Source organism: Pontibacter sp. HSC-36F09, assembly GCF_024171605.1.
Lineage (GTDB): Bacteria > Bacteroidota > Bacteroidia > Cytophagales > Hymenobacteraceae > Pontibacter.
Genome location: NZ_JALKAA010000002.1, coordinates 797,530 through 816,956, shown reverse-complemented (window position 1 = coordinate 816,956; position 19,427 = coordinate 797,530). Strand labels below are relative to the sequence as shown.

Below are 19,427 nucleotides of genomic sequence, written 5' to 3'. Positions count from 1 at the left end.
TCTCAGCAATTTGCGTTATTTTTGCAGTTGTAAACATTTCCCCGACTATGGCACGATACCTTACGGGCATTCAGAGCACAGGCCGTCCGCATTTGGGCAACCTGCTGGGTGCTATCCTCCCCGCCATCGAACTTTCGAAGGCATCGCAGGAGCAGGCGCTTTACTTTATAGCGGACCTGCACTCCCTTACTACCATCCGCGACCCACAGGTGCTGCGCCACAACACCTACTCGGTAGCTGCCGCCTGGCTGGCCTGTGGCTTCGACACCGATAAACACATCTTATACCGCCAGTCGGACGTGCCAATGGTGACCGAGCTCAACTGGTACCTCAACTGCTTCGCTCCTTTCCCGATGCTGGCCAACGCCCATTCGTTTAAGGACAAGTCGAGCCGCAGAGGATTGGCTGATGTGAATGCGGGTCTGTTCACTTACCCGGTGCTGATGGCGGCTGATATCCTCATGTATGACGCCAACATCGTACCGGTAGGCAAAGACCAGGTGCAGCACCTCGAGATCACCCGCGACATTGCCAGCTCGTTCAACCACATCTACGGCGATACGTTTGTGCTGCCGGATGCGAAAACGGATGAAACAGTGATGACTGTGCCTGGCGTTAACGGCGAGAAAATGAGCAAGTCTTATGGCAACATCATTGATATTTTTGAGGCCGACAAGCCGCTGCGCAAAACAATCATGAGCATTGTAACGGACAGCACTCCGCTGGAAGATCCAAAAGATCCGGACGAGGATACTACCTTTAAGCTTTACAGTCTGCTCGCTTCCCCGGAAGAGATTCTGCAGATGCGCAACAACTACCAGAACGGTGGCTACGGCTACGGACATGCCAAGCAGGCGCTGTATGAGCTGATTGTGCGCAAGTTTGCCAAAGAGCGTGAGCTGTTCAATTACTACATGAACAACCTGCCTGAAATAGACAAAAAACTGCTGGAAGGCGCCAATAAAGCGAAAGCCATTGCCACGCCAGTTCTGGAGCGCGTGCGCCAGAAGCTGGGCTACTAAGCGCTATACCTGCCAAATGCAAATCGGCTGCTGAGTGATTTCAGCAGCCGATTTGTGTTTATACCTATACCTTAAGTTTATACCTATCTCAGGCTCCGGTTCCGATCGGGCGGTCGTTGCGCGACCATTCGCTCCAGGAACCTACATAGAGTGTCGGTATACCTAAGCCGGCATAGTCCATGGCAAGCGCTGTGTGGCAGGCCGTTACCCCGGAGCCACAGTGAACCGCTACATGGTCCATATCGCGACCGTCCAATACAGCTTCGTATTTTTCCCTCAAAACTTCAGGTGACAAGAAAGTACCATCTGCTGCCAGATTTTGTTGAAAAGGAATGTTCGTAGCTCCCGGAATATGTCCAGCCACCAGGTCAATTGGTTCGGTCTCGCCACGATAACGGGCTGCATCGCGCACATCCACCACTAAATAGTTTGGGTCCTTAGCAGCCTTCGCAACTTCCTCCATCGAGATGGTCGGCAGTTCCCAAGCCTTGAATGGGTATGGTTCGGCTTGCTTTGGATGTTCTTCTCCGCTGCTCACAGGTATACCGGCCGCTATAGCCGCCTGGTAGCCACCATCGAGCACTTGTACCTGTGTGTGTCCGGAAGCGCGCAGCACCCACCAGAACCGGGAAGCGGCATTGGCACCGCTCATGTCATCATACACTACCACATGGCTGCCATGCGCTATACCTAAGCGACCCAGCAGTTCGGCAAATTTTTCAGGTTCTGGCAGCGGGTGGCGTCCCCCCTGGGCTGCGTCTGGTTTGATGTCAGCCAGATCTTTGTCCAGGTCTACATGCAGTGCCCCGGCCAGATGCTCTTGTTCATACTTGGTACTGCCATTGGGGCCGGAGCGGGCATCGATCAATACCAGGTTTTCATTTTTGAGGATAGAAGCAAGTTCTTGGGCGGTGATGATTGGAGACATGGTATGGTGTGTTTGATGGTGAAAGGCTACGGTATCAGATATGCAAAATTACGATGCGTAAACTTACGCAATCACGTGGAGGGCTTCTTTATACTCTTCTTGTTTTCAACGGTTATTTCTGAGCCTTCTGCCAGCATCACCGAAGCAGGTGTTTGGCTACTCAGAAAACCGAAACCGGGCCCGTATACCTGCCCAAAATCAACTGTTATGCTATAGTCCAGCACCTCGTATACCTGCCATCTCGGGTGAGTTACCTCGTACTCGTTCGTTTTCGTGTTGCTTGCTTTGGCATAGCCCCAATAATGCTCCGTGATAAATTCTGCTTCACTTAAAGGAGTAATTTCAGTGGCTTGTGTACTCGCTTGAACACTGATGTTTTGCCATTTGGCGTTCATTTTCCAGCTATACGAAACGAGCTGTTCGCTTGCAGTTTCACGCCACTCGTGCCGCATCGGCAGCGTTTGATAATTCTCTTTATATACCGTGTTGGCAACAAAGGTCAGTGCAGGTTTCGGAACGATCTCTTTGATAAACACGACGCCCCGTTTCCATACCTTGTCCTCCAGTCGACGGACATAAAACCGAAGATTGACCTCTTCAAAGTTTACATGAAAGGGAATTCGGATGTTCAGCAGCTTTGTGTTTAAAAACATAAATCCGACCAGACTGACATAACATTTGCCGTTCCATAAATCCAACTCTGTGCCATACGGCAGGTATGGCGCAAGCACCGACTGGTCCACCTCGTAGTTTGTCAACACTAACTTACGCCAATCTGCTTTCAGGAAACTCATTTTTGGGATCATGTAAGGGGCCGGCTTATCGTTGGGTATAGCTACTGATTGACACTGTTGGATGTTGCCATGTTTCATCTTTGGATGTAAGTAGCTCCGTTAAGCCCTCCTTTTCAAACAGAATCTTTCCTATCCTGAGCTGTGACCAACCTCCTTTCAGTCGGTATGAGAACTTCGGGAAGCCTTTGTCAAGGGCACATTCAATATAGCACTTTCTAACATTTCTGCTATCGTCACTACTCAACTGCTCATCCAATTGCAGCATATGGGTAGAGATAAGGAAAAAAGACCCTTTTCTTCTTGTCAATCCACTAATGGTTGTCTGGATAATATCACGCGCATCATCCGTATTCGTTCCTTTAAAGATTTCGTCAAAAACGGCAAAGCATCTTCCTTCCCCTTCCGTCGCCTGAACAACTGATTTCAGGTTCATAATTTCTGCCATAAAGTGGCTATACCCATCCTGGAGGCTGTCATTAAGGTTAACGGCTATAGCAATTGAACTGAAGAAAGGAACAGCGCAACGCGATGCAGGAACCGCAAATCCAGCCCGGGCCAGGTATACGCAAAGTCCTAAGGCTTTCAGCAGTGTTGATTTACCAGACATATTCGGCCCTGTGAGAAGCAGCACATTCTGCTCCGTTTCCATCGTTAAAGAATTTTTTATAGGGGTTTTGAGTGTTGGATGGTAGAATTCCTCCATCAGGATGCCGTCGGTGCCAAAACAAGGAAATGTGAAGCCATTTGCAAGTGCCCCTTTGGCTATTGACCAGAACGCTTCGAATGTGAAGAAGAAATCCCAGAAGCCTCTGATTTCGTTTTGAGCAAGAGTGCTTAACCGGCGGGAGAGCTCAACTATTTTTGTAACGGTAAAGCGGTCTTCCTTTATAAGCTCTGCAGAAGCCTCTAAGTTGAGTTTGTTGAGAAATAAAAGAGCCCTTTGTAGCTGCACCTGGTAGCCTGCAGGAAAAGCATCCTTGTCTATCCGACTCAGGTACTGCACGTAGATTCCGTTTAGAAGCAGCACAGCCTGTACCAGCTTCGATTTTAGCCTTTTTCGCTCTGATCCTGACAGCCTTAGCTTTAAAGTGATCTTGAGTTTTCCATCATTCGGCAAGGTGTTATTTACTGCGATACTTTCTAAGAAAGCAAAGACCTCATGCAAGTCAAGCCGTCGGTAGGTGAAGTTCTCCAAAACAGCCCAGTTACTTATAAAACCCTTCGTGATAGCCTGCCTTTCCAGGACTTCAGTTTCTGTGGATGGTATTTCCTGAAGCAGAGAAAGAAGACGTAAGGCAGCCTGCTCACTATTTGTGTAGTCGAAGCATGGTAGCACCTCATCCTTGAGCTTTAAATCACTTACATTCATCATAAGCTTTAGATTGTTGAAATGGTTATGTGCTGCTAATAGCTAAACAGCAATCTATCCGGCTCACAACTAGGTGAGGTTAGCGGCTCGTTGCCTTGCTTATTTACCGAATTGTCTAAGATGATGGTCCGAATGTTTGTATACCAGTATGCCAATCTCCTCCTTCGTCATTTTCCCGAAAAAATCGTGAATGAAGGTTGGGTTGTGGTAATTTTTATAAGCTTCTGTCAGTGATATCCATTTCAATTTTTCTGCTTCCAGATCTCCGCCCGTTTCTTTCGGTTTGAACTGGGAGGAAGTAGGTATATTCTTATCAAAAGGCTGCTCGTCCTTTATCATTTTCCGCAACGCTATTTTACCAAAGACTTTACCCAGAAAAGCCTGCTTGTAGGTATGACTGTCCTTTCCCAGTATCCAACCGTTCCAGTAGGTATTGTGCTCAACCATCTGGTGAATATTCATTTTGCCCCATTGAGGGCTGCTGTCAGCAGTGATGGACGCTACTCTGGCAATGATTTCGTCCCGGGTTGACTTGTCAAAAATGGATTTCATTTTCTGCTCGATTTCATAGCTTTCACTTTCTTTAGATTTGGGTCGGCAGCAAACTTTTCATATTCTGCCGTTTCCACCCCATAGATGGCAATTTTACCTTCGCTGTCGCAATGGACGCCAAAGCCGTAGGTTTTTGTCAGAGGCGATGCTCTGAAACAGGCTTGCCCCTTCGAGAAGAATTGTTCCCTTTCCTGGGTGTATTCGGCTTCATACAAATCATTTCTGGCTGCAAAAACCTGAAATAGCACATCGTCAGAAGTATACCTGTACGGATGCCTGGCGATCAAATCATATTGCATTTCGGCAATCGTTTTTTTATCACCTTTAGATGTCGGCTTTATCCCACAACCTGCTTTTGTATCTTCTGCCACTTGAATAAAAGTGTTAAAATAATTTGTGGTGTGGACTTTCATTTTGGTTTGATGAGGTTGCTGTTTGTAGAATCCGCTGACGGTCTTCGCATGTGACTTGTAACGGCTTTCGAAGTAACTCCTGAGGGCTTGCAACAAACTTGCTTAAAAGCACAAAATCTGAATTTACCAATTTCCCGCCATACGTTATATGCGCTGTTATTCGCGGGTCTTTTTCTTCGCCCTTTGTTGCTTTTTGTGATCCAGACGTTCTGTATAAAAGTCGTAGCTTTTTTTGATCAAGTCCTCGATTTGGGTGTCAATGTCCTTTTCGTTTTCAATAATAATATGGTGCGTCCAATAACCTTTCTTCGGCTGAACAGATTCAACTATTCTGTCACTCGTTAAGCTTCCGCCGGTAACAATCGTTAGCACTAAACTGCCCTCCGGTCTATTAGCAACCCACACTTGAGGAAGCCATACCCAAATGTATTTATAGATCTCCCCAAATGATATCTGTGTCTTGGATACTTTTATTTCGGGAGAACAATTTCTTTCGATAACCCGACGAAGTAGTCTGAACAATTTTAATGAGGATTCTCGCCCCTTGAAGAATTCTAATATAGCATCCTCAGTTTTGTCCGCCATAGTTCGAAGCGTTTAGTTATCACCCGGGCTTGTATTACGTGTTTGTGTAAAAGGCGAGCGAGTCATAGCCAAAGTATGCCTTCTATGCCTTGTTAGCAGTCAGTAATTCTTTTATAGTGCATGCCAAATTTCACGATGTACATTAGCTGTAAGCATGATTCTATGACTTGCTATTTCTAGTGATTTAAAGTTAAGTACTGGTAAATTGTACCCATAAGTTAAATTAACTGCACCCAATAAACTTATTCCAGCTTCTGATAATAATCTCAAGTCCAACCTTTTATCATCTATGTAGCCAACTACATTACCACGCACAGCTATCAATAAGCCTGAAAGTTCAAAACCAAGCTTAGGAGCATAGATAAATCTGTCCTTGTTTATGTTAGCTTCTATACCAACTCTAGGTCCCCAAATGGCATTGCCACCATGCCCAATGTATTGGCTTGCATACATCAAGTTTATCTCTCCAAGGAATTGTCCCTGATATGATATACCTGGTGATAAAATCAACTTTGGTTTATCTTTTATCGGTGTGTCCTGTCCCTTGGCTGATAGTACAGTAACACATACTATAAAAAAAACCAAAATTGTTTTCTTCATAAATTACTTATTCCTGCTAACGGTACTCGTGCAGCCGATGGGCTGGCGTAGCCGAGCTTACAGGCTGCACATTGTTACATACTGTTTTTCTTGTCAAGTTCTACTTTTGCTGCGAGCAAATCCTTAAAGAAAGAGCCAAAAGATAACCCTGATTTAGATATGTTGTACTCTTCATGATCAAAGAAATAAACTCGATCATCATCACTTTCCATACTTAAGCAGTAGTAATTACCATCACTTCCTGCAAAGGGTAAGTATCCCTCTTTTAATAATTCATCTGGAATGTAGTCTTCTAATTCTTTCTCTAAACTAGAAATCCCATAAATATCAGTAAACATGATGTGGAATCTTTCAGGTGAATACCTTTCAATGAAATCCCTGTGACTTTTTGGAGTCCTTATGTTATACTTCTTTTCAATATCCAGTAAGTCAGTCTCTTTATAAGTAGTTAAGATTAGAGGGAGCTTAATGCTTGGAAATTCCTTCAAAAGATCTTCATTATCCTGCTTTAGGATTGAGACTATTTTATCAATTGTTTCTTCTGTTTCTTTATTCATTATAAATTACATGTAACTATAGTATATAAGGAGCTATTCCAGTTATTGGCACTATATGCGGAGGTTAGTTTATTATACCTGCAATTCCTTTATGGAACCACTCAACCATAGCATAATACTAATATAAGAAATGTTAGCAGTAGCCCAAGCATAGAAACAAAGTTTCTTATGGCATCATGGCATGTTGTAATCCCGAAGCATGCTCTACCCGTTTAGTCAGCTGTGTTAATCTTTAGAACCACTATTTTAATGCGCCGCTTCCTGCACAGAGTTAGCAAAGCCTTTCACTTAACGAACCCAAGCGTGACTGAACGTTTCAAAAAACGGATGCTCGTGACTATACACGAAAAAACCACACCCGCCCTTTATACCTAAGAGCACGTGTGGTTTTATCACAAAGCAGACCGCAGCCTGCTACTTTTTTCTGAAGCTATACCTTACTCAGCTTTCCAAAGCTCACGCTCCTGGTCGCCGATCAGCACCACGAAACGGGCAGGGTTGGCGGTCAGCACCAGGCGCATCTCTGTACCCGGAAACTCATCTGACTCTACCCATACACCCTCTTTTTCGCCATTGGCGTTCAGGATGCCACCTTCCAGCGTATTGGCCAGGTAGGCAGTGGGTAGCAGGATATCCGCGTCAGAGCGCAGCTTGCCGTGCACTTCTTCCAGCGCGTCTTCCAGGTAGTCGCCGTACTCCTCGTTGAAATCGTCTTCCATGTCGTGGAGTTCTTCTTCCATATCATCGTAGCGCTCGTCGTTGTAATCCAGCGCATTCAGTTCTTCTTTCTTGCTGATGATAGCCACCAGCGAACTGTTTAGTGCATTTGCGTTCATAGCGTCGTTCTGTTTTTTACAAAGTTGGAAACATGCTCTAGTAATTGCAAGAATTAACAATGATAATTTGCCGCAAGAGTCCTTGGGTTTTGATAAACGTTTAAAAGCTGTATTTTTACAGCATCTTATGATTTAAACCATATCTATACCTATGGCAACAGATATTCTGCCCCTGAACGGCACCGACCATATCGAGTTTTATGTGGGTAACGCCAAGCAGGCTGCTCACTTCTATCAGACAGCTTTCGGCTTTAAGCTGGTAGCTTACGCAGGCCCTGAAACGGGTGTGCGCGACCGTGCTTCTTATGTGGTGCAGCAGGAGAAAATCCGTTTGGTACTGACTACTTCGCTGGACCCGAATTCCGATATTGCCCAGCATGTGCACTTGCACGGCGACGGCGTAAAAGTACTGGCCCTGTGGGTGGACGATGCCGAAGCCTCATTCCGTGAGACGGTAAGTCGTGGAGCAAAACCAGCCCTGGAGCCGAAAACACTAACCGACGAGCATGGCGAAGTGAAAGTAGCCTCCATCCATACCTACGGCGATACCATCCATACCTTCGTGGAGCGCAAAAACTATAGCGGTGCGTTCATGCCGGGTTATGTGCCACGCCAGAGCGAACTCGACATTGAGCCGGTTGGCCTGAAGTATGTAGACCATTGCGTAGGCAACGTAGAACTGGGTCGTATGAACGAGTGGGTGAAGTTCTACGAGGATGTGATGGGCTTTAAGCTGCTGCTCACCTTCGACGACAACGACATCAGTACGGAGTATACTGCGCTTATGTCTAAAGTGGTGTCGAACGGGAACGGCTACATCAAATTCCCGATCAACGAGCCGGCTGAGGGCAAGAAGAAGTCGCAGATCGACGAGTACCTCGAGTTTTACCGTGGTGCCGGTGTGCAGCACATTGCCGTAGCCACCAACGACATTCTGCATACCGTAGCAGAGCTGCGCCGCCGTGGCGTGGAATTCCTGCGTGTGCCGGAAACCTACTACGAAGACCTGATCGACCGTATCGGCCACATCGACGAAGATATGGCAGACCTGCGCAAACTCAACATCCTGGTAGACCGCGACGATGAGGGCTATCTGCTCCAGATTTTTACGAAACCAGTGGAGGACAGACCAACTGTTTTCTATGAAATCATCCAGCGCAAAGGAGCCAAATCGTTCGGCAAAGGCAACTTCAAAGCCCTGTTCGAAGCCATCGAGCGTGAGCAGGCGCTACGCGGCAACCTTTAGACCGCAAGCAAAGTATAGCACGGTGTAAACCGAATCAGATACCTCTATTTTGATATACCAATATCACACCAGTTCTCAGAACCGCTACGCGGCAAACGAAGGGCTGGTGTGATTTTTTGTGGGTTCTGTGATTAAGCGGAAAAGAGTGAGTAAAGTCCAGGTATAGACACTCTAGTTTCTTTCTTAATAAACCACTGACAGGTATAGCAAGACTAACTTGCACGCTGGCTACGAAGGTATAGCTTGAGCCCGGTGCACCATTACGACACTCCACTGTTCGAGCGTTCAGCGAGTGGGGGTAGGGGCCCTCGATTTGGAGGGTCTTGACTTTTTTGCCTACTTTTTGTGTCAAGACAAAAAGTAGGGCCCGCCGCACAGGTGAAGCTATAAAACAATAAAGTTTGCTATACCTGCAATAGCAGTTACTAAAAAGCAAAATAAGCTATACCTGGGCCAGAGGCCCCACCATAGTAGACACGAGCGAGGACGCTCGCGCCATATTACATCATACTACAAAAGACATTAACATCAATACATACATTACCAATAAGAACTATGATCGAACCAGCTATACAGCATAAAATAAACGCCTGGCTGAGCGGCAACTACGATGAGGCAACCAAATCAGAAATAAACGGATTACTGGAACGCAACGAGCACGAGACACTTGCCGACGCATTCTACAAGGACCTGGAGTTCGGCACAGGCGGTCTGCGTGGCATTATGGGTGCAGGCAGCAACCGCATGAACCGCTATACCTTAGGTATGGCCACGCAGGGGCTCTGCAATTACCTGAAACAGAACTTCCCGGGAGAGCGCGTAAAAGTGGCTATCGCTCACGACTGCCGCAACAACTCTGATGTGTTCGCCCGCATTGCCGCTGATATTTTCTCGGCTAACGATATTGAGGTATACCTGTTTGAGGCCCTCCGCCCTACCCCGCAGTTGTCCTTCGCCATTCGTCACCTTGGCTGCCACAGCGGCGTGGTCGTAACAGCTTCTCACAATCCGAAAGAATACAACGGCTACAAGGTATACTGGAACGATGGCGCGCAGGTAACCACGCCACACGACAAGAATATCATCGCCGAGGTGAACAAAATCACTTCTATTGATGAGGTGAAGTGGGAAACGAAGTCTGGCAACATCCACATGCTTGGCCAGGAGATGGACGAGGCTTACATGGCCAAAGTGCAGAGCCTTTCCGTTTCTCAGGAAGCCATCCGCAACCAGCATGATCTCAAAATTGTTTTCTCCTCGATCCATGGCACAGGTATAACGCTTGTACCGGAAGTGCTCAAGCGCTTCGGTTTCACGAACGTGCACATCGTAGAAGAGCAGGCTATACCTGACGGCAACTTCCCAACGGTGGTATACCCGAACCCGGAAGAGAAAGAGGCCATGACTTTGGCCCTGAACAAAGCCAGGGAAATCGACGCCGATCTCGTAATGGCCACCGACCCGGACTCTGACCGTGTAGGTATAGCCGTGAAAAACCTGAAAGGCGAATTCGAGCTCCTGAACGGCAACCAGACAGGCGCTTTGTTGATGAACTACTTACTGCTGGCCTGGCAGAAAGCGGGCAAACTGACGGGCAAGGAGTTCATCGTGAAGACCATCGTGACCACCGACCTGATCAAGGATATTGCCGACAGCTACAACGTAAAAATGTATGAAACGCTGACAGGCTTTAAGTACATCGCCGAGAAGATCCGCGAACTGGAAGGCAATGAGCTATACATTGGCGGCGGCGAGGAAAGCTACGGCTACATGATCGGTGACTTCGTGCGCGACAAAGACGCGATTTCGGCCTGCGCGCTCATCGCTGAAATGGCAGCCGTGGCAAAAGACAGAGGCCAGAGCCTGATGGAAATGCTGGTGGAAATCTATACACAGCATGGCTTCTACAAAGAAGAGTTGGTATCGTTCACCAAAAAAGGACAGCGTGGCGCGGAGGAAATCCAGCAGATGATGGCCGACATGCGCGCCAATCCGCCTCAGGTTATTGCAGGTTCCAGAGTACTTGAAGTAAGCGACTACAAACATAGCACCCGTAAAAACCTGATCTCCGGCGAAGAATCGAAGCTTGACCTGGAAAGCTCCAACGTGCTACAATACCTGACGGAAGACGGCAGCAAAATCTCAGCCCGCCCATCCGGTACCGAACCGAAGATCAAGTTCTACATCAGCGTAAACGAGCCACTGGCTTCTAAGGAAGATTTTGATGCCGTTGACCAGCAGCTGAATCAGAAGATAGAACAGATTCTGGTGGATTTGAAGCTAAAATAAGCTTCTATCAAAATAAAGGAGGCCGGTTATGTTGTATAACCGGCCTCCTTTATTTTATACCTATACCTGCTTGAGCCGCTCGTCTAAACCAGAGAGAATTTGAATAAACTGGTCCGACTTGAAGTCCACTTCCTTGAGACCATCGTGAGCCTGTTCAATCTGCCCGTTACTATAAAGTTTATGCAGGTTTAAAACTAGCGTGGTTAGCTGCTGGTGAAGCCGGATAAGCTGCAGGATTTCGGGCTCACGTGCATAGCGTATGGTACCTACTGTAGAAAACCAGATGTCTATAGGCCCCGCAGCGGAAAAAAAAGTATTGTCAAATGTTCCGCCGTACAGAAATGAGCGCACCTTCGACTTATACAGAATATGCTTTATTCTGAGCTGTTGAAAATCCAGTCGTGCTGCCTCCATCTACCTAACTTCCTCGGTTGTATTTGTAACAAACTGAAAATAATGGGCTACAGATTTTCCAACTTCTTCCTGAACAGTATTTCATTTGTTATATCGTAGCCAAAAGCCAGTATACCTGCAATTTTCTGAGCTTCATATATAGGCTGATAAGAGAAGTTAAAGAACCTTTCTTCCATCTCATCGGAACCGCCCTTAGGCAAAATGATGGGTACGCCCTCAGCGATATAAGTTTCACCCGTCTGGTATACCTTGTCAAGCAATTTGGTAAAGCCCTGCGCTTTAATATCAGGCAGCGCCTCCCCTAATGGCATTCCGATCAGGTCGCGCCCCGGGTACAATTGCCTGTATCTGTCATTCATCAGCTCAAACCTGTGATCAGCACCTCTGAGTATGACAAACATAGCAGGGGCTTCCATAATAAGTCTTTCCAGTGTTTTACGCTCTGATTCAGCTTTTTCATAGGCATGCTGCACCTGGTCTGCCAGCAGTACCATCTGTTCGTTGGAGTCCAGCAGTTCCTGCACCAGTTTTCTTGTATCGTGTATATCAGTCGAGCTGCCTATCCACATCGTAATGTTGCCCTCAGCATTTTTCATAGGTATGGAACGGCACAGATGCCAGCGATAGGTGCCGTTTTTATCGCGCTTGCGCAACTCTATCTGCATCTCGGTGCCTGAGTTGGCAGCCGTCTCCCATTTAGCCATCGTATTTTCCAGATCATCAGGGTGAATGACCTGTTGCCATCCAGTCTGCATCAGCTCCTGCAAACTTTTGCCTGTGTACTCCTCCCAGCGCTTGTTGAAATAGGATATGCTTCCATCCTGATCTACAGTAAAAACCAACTGTGGCATGGCATCTGCCATAAACCTGAACTTCCCTTCACTTTTTTGCAAAGCTGCCTGTGATGTTTCGCGTTCTGTTACATCCAAGGGTTTCTGGATAATGTATGTTACATTCCCCTCGCTGTCAAGAACCGGAGTCTGGTTTATTTCCCAATAGCGCACTTCATAGGCACCTTCTTTCGATCCAGGTGTATGAATATCGTAGCGCATTACCCCCAGCCGGACGGGTTGTTTGGTTTCCAGCACCTGATCTAACCCTTTTCTGACCAGGTTGTCCTGGTAAGCGAGTTCTTTCTCTGGAAATGCCTCCAAAAGAAAATGTGATCCTATTAGCTGTTCTCTTGTACGCAGGCTTGTTTCCAGAAAAGCATCCGTTGCTGCCACAACTTTGTACTCCCGGGAAAGCACCACAATAGGTTCAGGTATGCTATCAAATAATAGATTAAAGTCCATAGAGAATTACTAACGTCTGAAAAGGGTCTGAAAGATAGTGAAACTTGTGCAGATACTGTGGTGCACCGAACTAAAGCTATTCCCGCATCAGTATTGTTTCAAATTATCCAGCTGTTTCTGACAGTAGTAAGTAACAGTTGGGAAGGGGCAATATCAGTCCGTACCTTTGCAGTAATCAAAAAGCCATCACTATGAACGCATCATTCTCTGAAATAAGCCACATCATACAAAATCGCAGAACGACGAAGCCCGGCAAAATGAACGGACAGCGTATACCTGACGAGCAGATAAAGCAACTACTCGAACTGGCAGACTGGGCGCCTACGCACGGCCACACGGAGCCCTGGCGCTTCAAGGTATACGCCGGCGACAAAGTACAGGACTTTTGCCTGGCGCATGCTGAGCTGTACAAAAAGCACGTGGAAGAAGAGAATTTCCTGCAGCAGCGTTATAACAAATTGCTACACATGGGCGACCAGGCTTCGCATGTGCTCGTGGCGTACATGCAGCGTGGTGACTTGCCCAAAATTCCCGCTCTAGAGGAGATTGCTGCCACTTCCTGCGCCATCCAAAACCTATTGCTGGGTGCTACGGCTTTAGGTATAGCGAGCTATTGGGGCTCTGGCGGCATGGCGTATCAACCACCTATGAAAGAGATGCTGCACCTTCGCGATGAGGATGTCGTGCTGGGCATTCTATACTTGGGCTATGCGGATGCTTCTGCCGGAGAAGGCAAACGCACGGTGCCACTGGATGAGAAAGTGGAGTGGATGTAAAATAGAAAAGCCGCCGGCTCTGGGGCGCAGCGGCTTTTCTTCCTTTGGCTTAAGATTTTATAAGGACTTCATTTAGAATGAACGCTAGAACAGGGCTAATTCCCCGTTCGTCTGTTTTCTTTATCAAAGTCCTTTGTCCTTTGTCAAAAATGTCTTTTGTCTAAAACTTAAAACGGTGGTTCGTCGTCGAAGCCTGAGGCAGGGAATCCTCCCCCACCCTTACCGCCGTCGTTCATGCGGCTACCCAATCGGATGGCGCCTGGCGTTTCGGTGTCGAAGCTGCTGTTAGGCAAGGCATTAAAACCGCCGTCACCACCGAAATCAGAGTCCAGGTTTGTGAACTTGGTGTATTTGCCGATAAACTTCAGCTGTACGTTCTCCAGCGAGCCGTTACGGTGCTTGGCTATGATTACCTCTCCCACTCCGGCTGTCGGGTTGCCCATTTCATCCTCCGTGATGCCGTAGTATTCCGGACGGTAAAGAAAAAGCACCATGTCGGCGTCCTGCTCAATGGAACCAGATTCACGCAAGTCTGACAGCTGCGGTCGCTTGTCACCACCACGGGTCTCCACGGCACGGCTCAACTGCGAAAGCGCGATCACCGGCACGTTCAGTTCCTTGGCCAGCATCTTCATGGCCCGTGAGATAGAAGCAATTTCCTGTTCACGGTTACCCCCACCCTTGCCTTCCGCGTTACCGCTCATCAGCTGCAGGTAGTCAATGATCACCATCTGGATGTCGTACTGCGCCTTTAGTCGGCGGCACTTCGTACGGAGTTCACGGATAGAAAGGCCCGGCGTATCGTCAATAAAGATCGGCGCTTCGGTCAGTTTTGCTATTTTGTGGTTGAGCTGCGCCCATTCGTAATCCTCCAGGCTGCCTTTTTTGATCTTCTCTGAATCAAGTTCGGCCTCCGAAGAAATCAGACGATTCACCAGCTGCAGCGAGGACATCTCCAGCGAGAAGATCGCCACACCCTTTTTAAAGTCAACGGCTGCGTTGCGCAGGCAGGAAAGCACGAAGGCCGTCTTACCCATCGCGGGACGGGCAGCCAGAATGATCAAATCCGATTTTTGCCAGCCGGACGTGACACGGTCCAGGGCCGTCATGCCACTTGGAACGCCGGTTAGGCCGTCAGTCTGCTTGCGCTTCTCTTCCAGTTCCTTGATGGCGGCATGCATCAATGAGCGCATGTCGTCGAAGTTCTTGCGGATGTTCGACTCCGATACTTCGTAGAGCTTGGCCTCGGTTCTGTCGAGGAGTTCGAATACGTCGGTTGTATCTTCAAAAGCACTCGAAAGTACTTCTGAGGAGATCGAGATCAGGTCTCGCTTGATCGAGTTTTCCGTGATAATACGGGCGTGGTACTCGATGTTGGCCGCCGAGTTAACGCGGGTTGTCAGCTGTGTAACGTAGTAAGCACCTCCTGCCAGCTCCAACTCACCGTTTTCGCGAAGTTCGTGCGTTACGGTCAGAATGTCGATTGGCTCTGACTTGTCGAACAGGGCCAGGATCGCTTTAAAAATTCGTTGGTGCGCCTCTTTGTAAAAAGAGTTGGGTCGCAAAATGTCGATAACCGTAGTAAGCGCATCCTTCTCCAACATCAGAGCGCCTAGCACGGCCTCCTCCAAATCAAGTGCCTGCGGCGGTTTTTTACCCAACTCTGCCACGGCAGGCGCTTTTTTGCTCCAGGTGCCACGGTTGCCAGTTGGCCGCACGTTCATTTTCATCTCCTCCATACCACAAATTTAAAAAGTAAGCCGCCCAAGTAATCCACAAAATACGGAAGATATCCACATATTAGCGTATAGCTATTTACATTTAAGTCAGGAATGATAAATTTGTCGGTTCGCTAAATGGATAGCACGGATTATGGAGAGAACGGATTTTAAACACATTCACCTGATTGCCACAGGTGGCAGCATCATGCACAACCTTGCGCTGGCGCTGCACGATCAAGGTATAAGAGTGACTGGCTCGGATGATGAGATCTATGAGCCGGCCAAAAGCCGACTGGCTGCTGCAGGTATACTGCCGGCTGAGGAAGGCTGGTTTCCGGCGAAACTAGACGACCGCCCGGATGCTGTTATCTTAGGTATGCACGCCCGCGCCGAAAACCCGGAGCTGCTTCGCGCTCAGGAACTAGGTATACCGGTTTACTCTTTCCCGGATTTCATTTACGAGCTGAGCAAGCACAAGCAGCGCATCGTGATCGGCGGCAGCCATGGCAAGACTTCCATCACTTCCATCATCATGCACGTGCTCCAGCATTGTGGCCGCCTGTTCGACTACGCCGTAGGTGCGCAGCTACAGGGCTTCGACCGCATGGTGCGGCTCACGGATGACGCCCCGATCATTATCATCGAAGGCGATGAGTACCTTTCCGACCCGATCAAGCGCGTACCGAAATTCCACCTGTACCACCACCACATCGGTGTGATCAGCGGCATCAGCTGGGACCACATCAACGTATTTCCAACGCCCGAAATATACCGTGAGCAGTTCCGCATTTTCGCGGAGATGACGCCAAAGGCCGGCACCCTCATCTACAACCAGGACGACGAGCAGGTACAGCTGGTAGCCGTGCCACGCAACCCCGCCGACATCAACTACATTGGCTATACAGTACATCCGCACAGCATCGTTAACGGCAAGACCATTCTACACACGAAAAAAGAGGGTGATGTGGAGATCCCGCTTTTCGGGGAGCACAACCTCCGGAATATCAGCGCAGCCCGGGAAGTCTGTAAGAAGATTGGTATTAAGGCACCTGACTTTTACGAAGCGCTCAAGACTTTTAAAGGGGCTGCCAAGAGACTGGAGAAACTCGGCGAAAACGACAAAACCGTGATTTTCCGTGACTTTGCCCACGCGCCTTCTAAAGTAAAAGCAACGACCGAAGCCGTAAAAACACAGTACCCGCAACGCAAGTTGGTGGCCTGTGTGGAGCTGCATACCTTCAGCAGTCTTAACAAGAACTTCCTGCCGCAGTATGCCCGCTCACTTGACAGAGCTAATGTACCCATAGTATTTTTCAGCCCTAAAACGGTGGAACACAAGCGCATGGAGATGCTCTCAGAAGAAGATCTTCGCAATGCTTTCGGCAACCCGAAGCTGCAGGTATATACCGACTCAACCACCCTGCTCGAGCACCTGAAAGGGATGGACTGGCAAAACGCCAACCTGCTGCTCATGAGCTCCGGCACTTATCAAAATCTTGACCTGGAGGCGCTAAAAAAAGCGGTTCTGTAAACCACCCAACCATGCAATTGAACCTGAAGCGCCCCATCGTATTCTTCGATCTTGAAACCACCGGTACCGACATTTGTAAGGACCGTATCGTTGAGATCAGCGTGTTGAAAGTAAAACCAGACGGCGAGGAAATCCTCAAAACGCGTCGCATCAACCCGACCGTGCCAATCCCGCTGGAGTCCAGCCTGATACACAAAATATACGACGAGGACGTGAAGGATGCTCCTACTTTCCAGCAGGTGGCCCGCAACCTGCACCAGTTTATGGAGGGCTGCGATCTGGGCGGTTACAACCTGGTGCGCTTCGACATACCATTGCTGGCCGAGGAGTTCCTGCGGGTAGGTATAGACTTCGACATCGACAACCGCCATGTGGTGGACGCCTGCCGTATTTTCCACATGATGGAAAAGCGCACACTCTCGGCCGCCTATAAATACTACTGCAACAGAACGCTCGAGAACGCCCACAGCGCTGAGGCCGACACCTTGGCCACTTACCACATCCTCAAAGCGCAACTGGAACGCTACGAAAACACCGTGGTAGAGGTAGCCGAAGGTATAGAAGATACCCCGATTCAGAACGACATGGCCCAGCTCCACAAGTTCGCATTTGAGAAGTCCGCCGACCTGGCGGGCCGCATTGTGTACAACAACGCCGGGCAGGAAGTTTTTAACTTCGGCAAGCACCGCAATGTGCCCGTAGAGGAAGTACTGAGCAAAGAGCCAAGCTACTACGACTGGATGATGAAAGGCGACTTCCCGCTCTATACCAAAAAAATCCTGACCCGCATTAGATTGAGAAACATGCAGAGTAGTGTGTCTTAGCACTATTAGCGAAACACAGACACAAAAAAGAGCGGGCTGCCAGATAACTGACAGCCCGCTCTTTTTTGGTTATACTCTGGACTACTTCTGTCCCGAATTCTTCAACCTCACACCTTGCAGCAGGTTGTTGCCTTCCTGCACTTTATGACGGCAGTCGTAACCGGCGGCGCGGATCGAACACTGGCAACCGGTGATTCTGTTGTCCTCGAAGGAGAAATAACAGAAATCGCAGCCGGCAGTGGCTTCGCAAATGTGCTTCACCGACTTACTGCTCAGGTATAGGCTATTGTCTGAAGCCACATCCAACTCCAGCGCCATTGAGCGGAAAGAGCCGTTGTACATGCCCAGACCCACCAGGTAATAAGTAGCAGGCAGGTTTTTATTGTCCTGCACTTTGTGGATCGTTACTTTATTCACCACCGTGCCGTTGCCAAACTCCTTTATAAAAGGCTGCACCAGTTCCTGCTCCGACACTACAAAATCGATCTCATCCAACACCACTTGTGCCAATAGTTGCCCGTCATACTTAGGTCCTGCCTCCTCGTCGAGTGGCATCTCTTCACTTTCCTCCGGGAAAGCTTCGCGGCGCGAACAGCCAGCGGCTACCACTAGGATCAGAGTCAGGGCCAGCGACCAGCGCAGGCAGGTCAGCAGCAAGTGCCGGCCATTGGCTAAGGGTGATGGAGTCATGTAGGTTTATCGGGTTAGTGATTATTTCTTGTAGTATTTCAGCGCTTCCGGCATATAGCTCTGCAGGTTAGCGCGGCGCGTACCGGCGCTCGGGTGCGTGCTCAGGAATTCCGGTGGTGCCTGACCGCCAGACTTCGCCTCCATACGCTCCCAGAAAGGGATTGCCTCCTGCGGATTGTAACCTGCCATGGCCATAAAGATCAGACCCAAACGGTCGGCTTCGCTCTCCTGATCTCGGCCATACTTCAGCACACCAAGTCCGGAACCTGCGCCATAGGCCGTCATGAGCAATTGCTGCGCTATACCTGGCTGAGCACCGGCCAGCGCAGAAAGCGTCTGTCCACCGAATTGCTGCGCCAATTGTAAGCTCATGCGCTCATTACTGTGCTTGGCAATGGCGTGGGCGATTTCGTGGCCCATTACCACGGCAAGGCCCGTTTCGTTTTGAGCGATTGGCAGTATACCTGTGTAAGTAACGGTTTTACCACCGGCCATAGCCCAGGCGTTCACCTGCTCATCCTCGATCAGGTTATGCTCCCACGCGAAGCCCTGCAATTGGTCTGACATGTTGTTGGCAGCCATATACTGCTCCACTGCACGCTGAATGCGCTGTCCGGTGCGCTTCACCATAGCCGTGGCCTGTGCGTCGCGCGATAGCTTGTTCTCTTTCAGGAACTGGTCGTAGGCGTCGTAACTCATTTGCATCATCTGCGCGTCTGACACGAGACTCAGCTGTCTGCGGCCTGTAATTGGCACCGTCGTACAGGCGACCATCATCACTACCGCTATTGAAAAGGCAATTAACTTCTTGTACATAGTTTTAAAATTTAAATGACTCTTTCAAAAAGGCTTTTCAAATTTTGAACCAATTTTTAAGAATCAGGATAGAGTGGATCGTTTAATATGATAAAATTACTATACTTTAATCGATAAAACAAAGTGCAAACTGACACAAAACCACAGCCTGTCACCTTGTCCGGCATTA

Annotated in this window: 20 protein-coding genes; 6 read left to right on the top strand and 14 right to left on the bottom strand. The window is 48.6% G+C overall.

Annotation, left to right across the window (positions count from 1 at the left end; genetic code table 11):
* Positions 1-47 precede the first annotated feature (47 nt).
* Complete coding sequence (gene trpS / locus L1278_RS09570) at positions 48-1,022, top strand: tryptophan--tRNA ligase (RefSeq protein WP_253403221.1); 975 nt, start codon at positions 48-50, stop codon at positions 1,020-1,022.
* Between the two features lie 88 nt (positions 1,023-1,110).
* Here trpS and L1278_RS09565 read toward each other — a convergent pair whose 3' ends face one another.
* From L1278_RS09565 to L1278_RS09525, 9 genes are all read right to left on the bottom strand, one after another.
* Positions 1,111-1,950 carry a sulfurtransferase gene (locus L1278_RS09565; RefSeq protein WP_253403219.1) on the bottom strand — a complete coding sequence of 280 codons (840 nt, stop codon included), beginning with the start codon at positions 1,948-1,950 and terminating at the stop codon, positions 1,111-1,113.
* A gap of 71 nt (positions 1,951-2,021) precedes the next feature.
* Positions 2,022-2,756 carry a YqjF family protein gene (locus L1278_RS09560; RefSeq protein WP_253403218.1) on the bottom strand — a complete coding sequence of 245 codons (735 nt, stop codon included), beginning with the start codon at positions 2,754-2,756 and terminating at the stop codon, positions 2,022-2,024.
* 13 nt (positions 2,757-2,769) lie between these two features.
* A complete protein-coding gene (locus L1278_RS09555; protein ID WP_253403216.1) occupies positions 2,770-4,116 on the bottom strand; it encodes a hypothetical protein in 1,347 nt (448 codons plus the stop codon).
* Between the two features lie 96 nt (positions 4,117-4,212).
* Positions 4,213-4,665: a DUF1569 domain-containing protein gene (locus L1278_RS09550; RefSeq protein WP_253403214.1), complete on the bottom strand. Its 453-nt coding sequence runs from the start codon at positions 4,663-4,665 to the stop codon at positions 4,213-4,215.
* Entirely contained in the window at positions 4,662-5,078 is a 417-nt protein-coding gene (locus L1278_RS09545) for a DUF6157 family protein (RefSeq protein WP_253403212.1), read from the bottom strand. The genes L1278_RS09550 and L1278_RS09545 overlap by 4 nt, the downstream gene beginning before the upstream one ends.
* 156 nt (positions 5,079-5,234) lie before the next feature.
* Positions 5,235-5,663: a DUF5655 domain-containing protein gene (locus L1278_RS09540; RefSeq protein ID WP_253403210.1), complete on the bottom strand. Its 429-nt coding sequence runs from the start codon at positions 5,661-5,663 to the stop codon at positions 5,235-5,237.
* A gap of 111 nt (positions 5,664-5,774) precedes the next feature.
* Positions 5,775-6,263 (bottom strand): hypothetical protein, encoded by a 489-nt coding sequence (locus L1278_RS09535; protein WP_253403208.1) that lies wholly within the window; start codon positions 6,261-6,263, stop codon positions 5,775-5,777.
* A 74-nt stretch (positions 6,264-6,337) separates the two neighbouring features.
* On the bottom strand, positions 6,338-6,820 hold the full coding sequence (locus L1278_RS09530; protein ID WP_253403206.1) for an SMI1/KNR4 family protein: 483 nt from the start codon (positions 6,818-6,820) through the stop codon (positions 6,338-6,340).
* Positions 6,821-7,257: 437 nt separating this feature from the next.
* Positions 7,258-7,656, bottom strand: coding sequence for a hypothetical protein (locus tag L1278_RS09525; protein WP_253403204.1), 399 nt, complete (start codon positions 7,654-7,656; stop codon positions 7,258-7,260).
* A 151-nt stretch (positions 7,657-7,807) separates the two neighbouring features.
* Here L1278_RS09525 and hppD point away from each other — a divergent pair, with 151 nt between their 5' ends.
* Entirely contained in the window at positions 7,808-8,902 is a 1,095-nt protein-coding gene (hppD, locus tag L1278_RS09520; RefSeq protein WP_253403202.1) for a 4-hydroxyphenylpyruvate dioxygenase, read from the top strand.
* Between the two features lie 555 nt (positions 8,903-9,457).
* On the top strand, positions 9,458-11,191 hold the full coding sequence (locus L1278_RS09515) for a phospho-sugar mutase (protein ID WP_253403201.1): 1,734 nt from the start codon (positions 9,458-9,460) through the stop codon (positions 11,189-11,191).
* 60 nt (positions 11,192-11,251) lie between these two features.
* Here L1278_RS09515 and L1278_RS09510 read toward each other — a convergent pair whose 3' ends face one another.
* Both L1278_RS09510 and L1278_RS09505 read right to left on the bottom strand, forming a co-directional pair.
* Complete coding sequence (locus L1278_RS09510; protein WP_253403199.1) at positions 11,252-11,605, bottom strand: histidine kinase; 354 nt, start codon at positions 11,603-11,605, stop codon at positions 11,252-11,254.
* Positions 11,606-11,652: 47 nt separating this feature from the next.
* Positions 11,653-12,900 (bottom strand): PAS domain-containing protein, encoded by a 1,248-nt coding sequence (locus L1278_RS09505; protein ID WP_253403197.1) that lies wholly within the window; start codon positions 12,898-12,900, stop codon positions 11,653-11,655.
* Between the two features lie 191 nt (positions 12,901-13,091).
* On the opposite strand from L1278_RS09505, the gene L1278_RS09500 reads away from it, so the two are divergent.
* Positions 13,092-13,676 (top strand): nitroreductase, encoded by a 585-nt coding sequence (locus tag L1278_RS09500; protein ID WP_253403196.1) that lies wholly within the window; start codon positions 13,092-13,094, stop codon positions 13,674-13,676.
* Between the two features lie 167 nt (positions 13,677-13,843).
* Here L1278_RS09500 and dnaB read toward each other — a convergent pair whose 3' ends face one another.
* Positions 13,844-15,415 carry a replicative DNA helicase gene (dnaB, locus tag L1278_RS09495; protein ID WP_371927339.1) on the bottom strand — a complete coding sequence of 524 codons (1,572 nt, stop codon included), beginning with the start codon at positions 15,413-15,415 and terminating at the stop codon, positions 13,844-13,846.
* A 133-nt stretch (positions 15,416-15,548) separates the two neighbouring features.
* Here dnaB and murC point away from each other — a divergent pair, with 133 nt between their 5' ends.
* Together murC and L1278_RS09485 are read left to right on the top strand one after the other, a co-directional pair.
* Positions 15,549-16,928 (top strand): UDP-N-acetylmuramate--L-alanine ligase, encoded by a 1,380-nt coding sequence (murC, locus tag L1278_RS09490; RefSeq protein ID WP_253403194.1) that lies wholly within the window; start codon positions 15,549-15,551, stop codon positions 16,926-16,928.
* 11 nt (positions 16,929-16,939) lie between these two features.
* Complete coding sequence (locus L1278_RS09485) at positions 16,940-17,752, top strand: 3'-5' exonuclease (protein ID WP_253403191.1); 813 nt, start codon at positions 16,940-16,942, stop codon at positions 17,750-17,752.
* An 81-nt stretch (positions 17,753-17,833) separates the two neighbouring features.
* On the opposite strand, the gene L1278_RS09480 is transcribed toward L1278_RS09485, so the two are convergent.
* Positions 17,834-18,442 (bottom strand): hypothetical protein, encoded by a 609-nt coding sequence (locus tag L1278_RS09480; RefSeq protein WP_253403189.1) that lies wholly within the window; start codon positions 18,440-18,442, stop codon positions 17,834-17,836.
* 21 nt (positions 18,443-18,463) lie between these two features.
* The gene (locus tag L1278_RS09475; RefSeq protein WP_253403187.1) at positions 18,464-19,258 is read right to left on the bottom strand and encodes a M48 family metallopeptidase; all 795 of its coding nucleotides are present in this window, start codon (positions 19,256-19,258) and stop codon (positions 18,464-18,466) included.
* Between the last annotated feature and the right edge of the window lie 169 nt (positions 19,259-19,427).

What these genes read in the sequence shown, in the direction of transcription:
- L1278_RS09560 (WP_253403218.1), bottom strand. Translation starts at nt 2,756, where the DNA reads ATGATCCCAAAAATGAGTTTCCTGAAAGCAGATTGGCGTAAGTTAGTG.
- trpS (WP_253403221.1), top strand. Translation starts at nt 48, where the DNA reads ATGGCACGATACCTTACGGGCATTCAGAGCACAGGCCGTCCGCATTTG.
- L1278_RS09565 (WP_253403219.1), bottom strand. Translation starts at nt 1,950, where the DNA reads ATGTCTCCAATCATCACCGCCCAAGAACTTGCTTCTATCCTCAAAAAT.
- L1278_RS09530 (WP_253403206.1), bottom strand. Translation starts at nt 6,820, where the DNA reads ATGAATAAAGAAACAGAAGAAACAATTGATAAAATAGTCTCAATCCTA.
- murC (WP_253403194.1), top strand. Translation starts at nt 15,549, where the DNA reads ATGGAGAGAACGGATTTTAAACACATTCACCTGATTGCCACAGGTGGC.
- L1278_RS09550 (WP_253403214.1), bottom strand. Translation starts at nt 4,665, where the DNA reads ATGAAATCCATTTTTGACAAGTCAACCCGGGACGAAATCATTGCCAGA.
- L1278_RS09525 (WP_253403204.1), bottom strand. Translation starts at nt 7,656, where the DNA reads ATGAACGCAAATGCACTAAACAGTTCGCTGGTGGCTATCATCAGCAAG.
- L1278_RS09510 (WP_253403199.1), bottom strand. Translation starts at nt 11,605, where the DNA reads ATGGAGGCAGCACGACTGGATTTTCAACAGCTCAGAATAAAGCATATT.
- L1278_RS09500 (WP_253403196.1), top strand. Translation starts at nt 13,092, where the DNA reads ATGAACGCATCATTCTCTGAAATAAGCCACATCATACAAAATCGCAGA.
- L1278_RS09515 (WP_253403201.1), top strand. Translation starts at nt 9,458, where the DNA reads ATGATCGAACCAGCTATACAGCATAAAATAAACGCCTGGCTGAGCGGC.
- dnaB (WP_371927339.1), bottom strand. Translation starts at nt 15,415, where the DNA reads ATGGAGGAGATGAAAATGAACGTGCGGCCAACTGGCAACCGTGGCACC.
- L1278_RS09480 (WP_253403189.1), bottom strand. Translation starts at nt 18,442, where the DNA reads ATGACTCCATCACCCTTAGCCAATGGCCGGCACTTGCTGCTGACCTGC.
- L1278_RS09505 (WP_253403197.1), bottom strand. Translation starts at nt 12,900, where the DNA reads ATGGACTTTAATCTATTATTTGATAGCATACCTGAACCTATTGTGGTG.
- L1278_RS09535 (WP_253403208.1), bottom strand. Translation starts at nt 6,263, where the DNA reads ATGAAGAAAACAATTTTGGTTTTTTTTATAGTATGTGTTACTGTACTA.
- L1278_RS09540 (WP_253403210.1), bottom strand. Translation starts at nt 5,663, where the DNA reads ATGGCGGACAAAACTGAGGATGCTATATTAGAATTCTTCAAGGGGCGA.
- L1278_RS09475 (WP_253403187.1), bottom strand. Translation starts at nt 19,258, where the DNA reads ATGTACAAGAAGTTAATTGCCTTTTCAATAGCGGTAGTGATGATGGTC.
- L1278_RS09545 (WP_253403212.1), bottom strand. Translation starts at nt 5,078, where the DNA reads ATGAAAGTCCACACCACAAATTATTTTAACACTTTTATTCAAGTGGCA.
- L1278_RS09485 (WP_253403191.1), top strand. Translation starts at nt 16,940, where the DNA reads ATGCAATTGAACCTGAAGCGCCCCATCGTATTCTTCGATCTTGAAACC.
- L1278_RS09555 (WP_253403216.1), bottom strand. Translation starts at nt 4,116, where the DNA reads ATGATGAATGTAAGTGATTTAAAGCTCAAGGATGAGGTGCTACCATGC.
- hppD (WP_253403202.1), top strand. Translation starts at nt 7,808, where the DNA reads ATGGCAACAGATATTCTGCCCCTGAACGGCACCGACCATATCGAGTTT.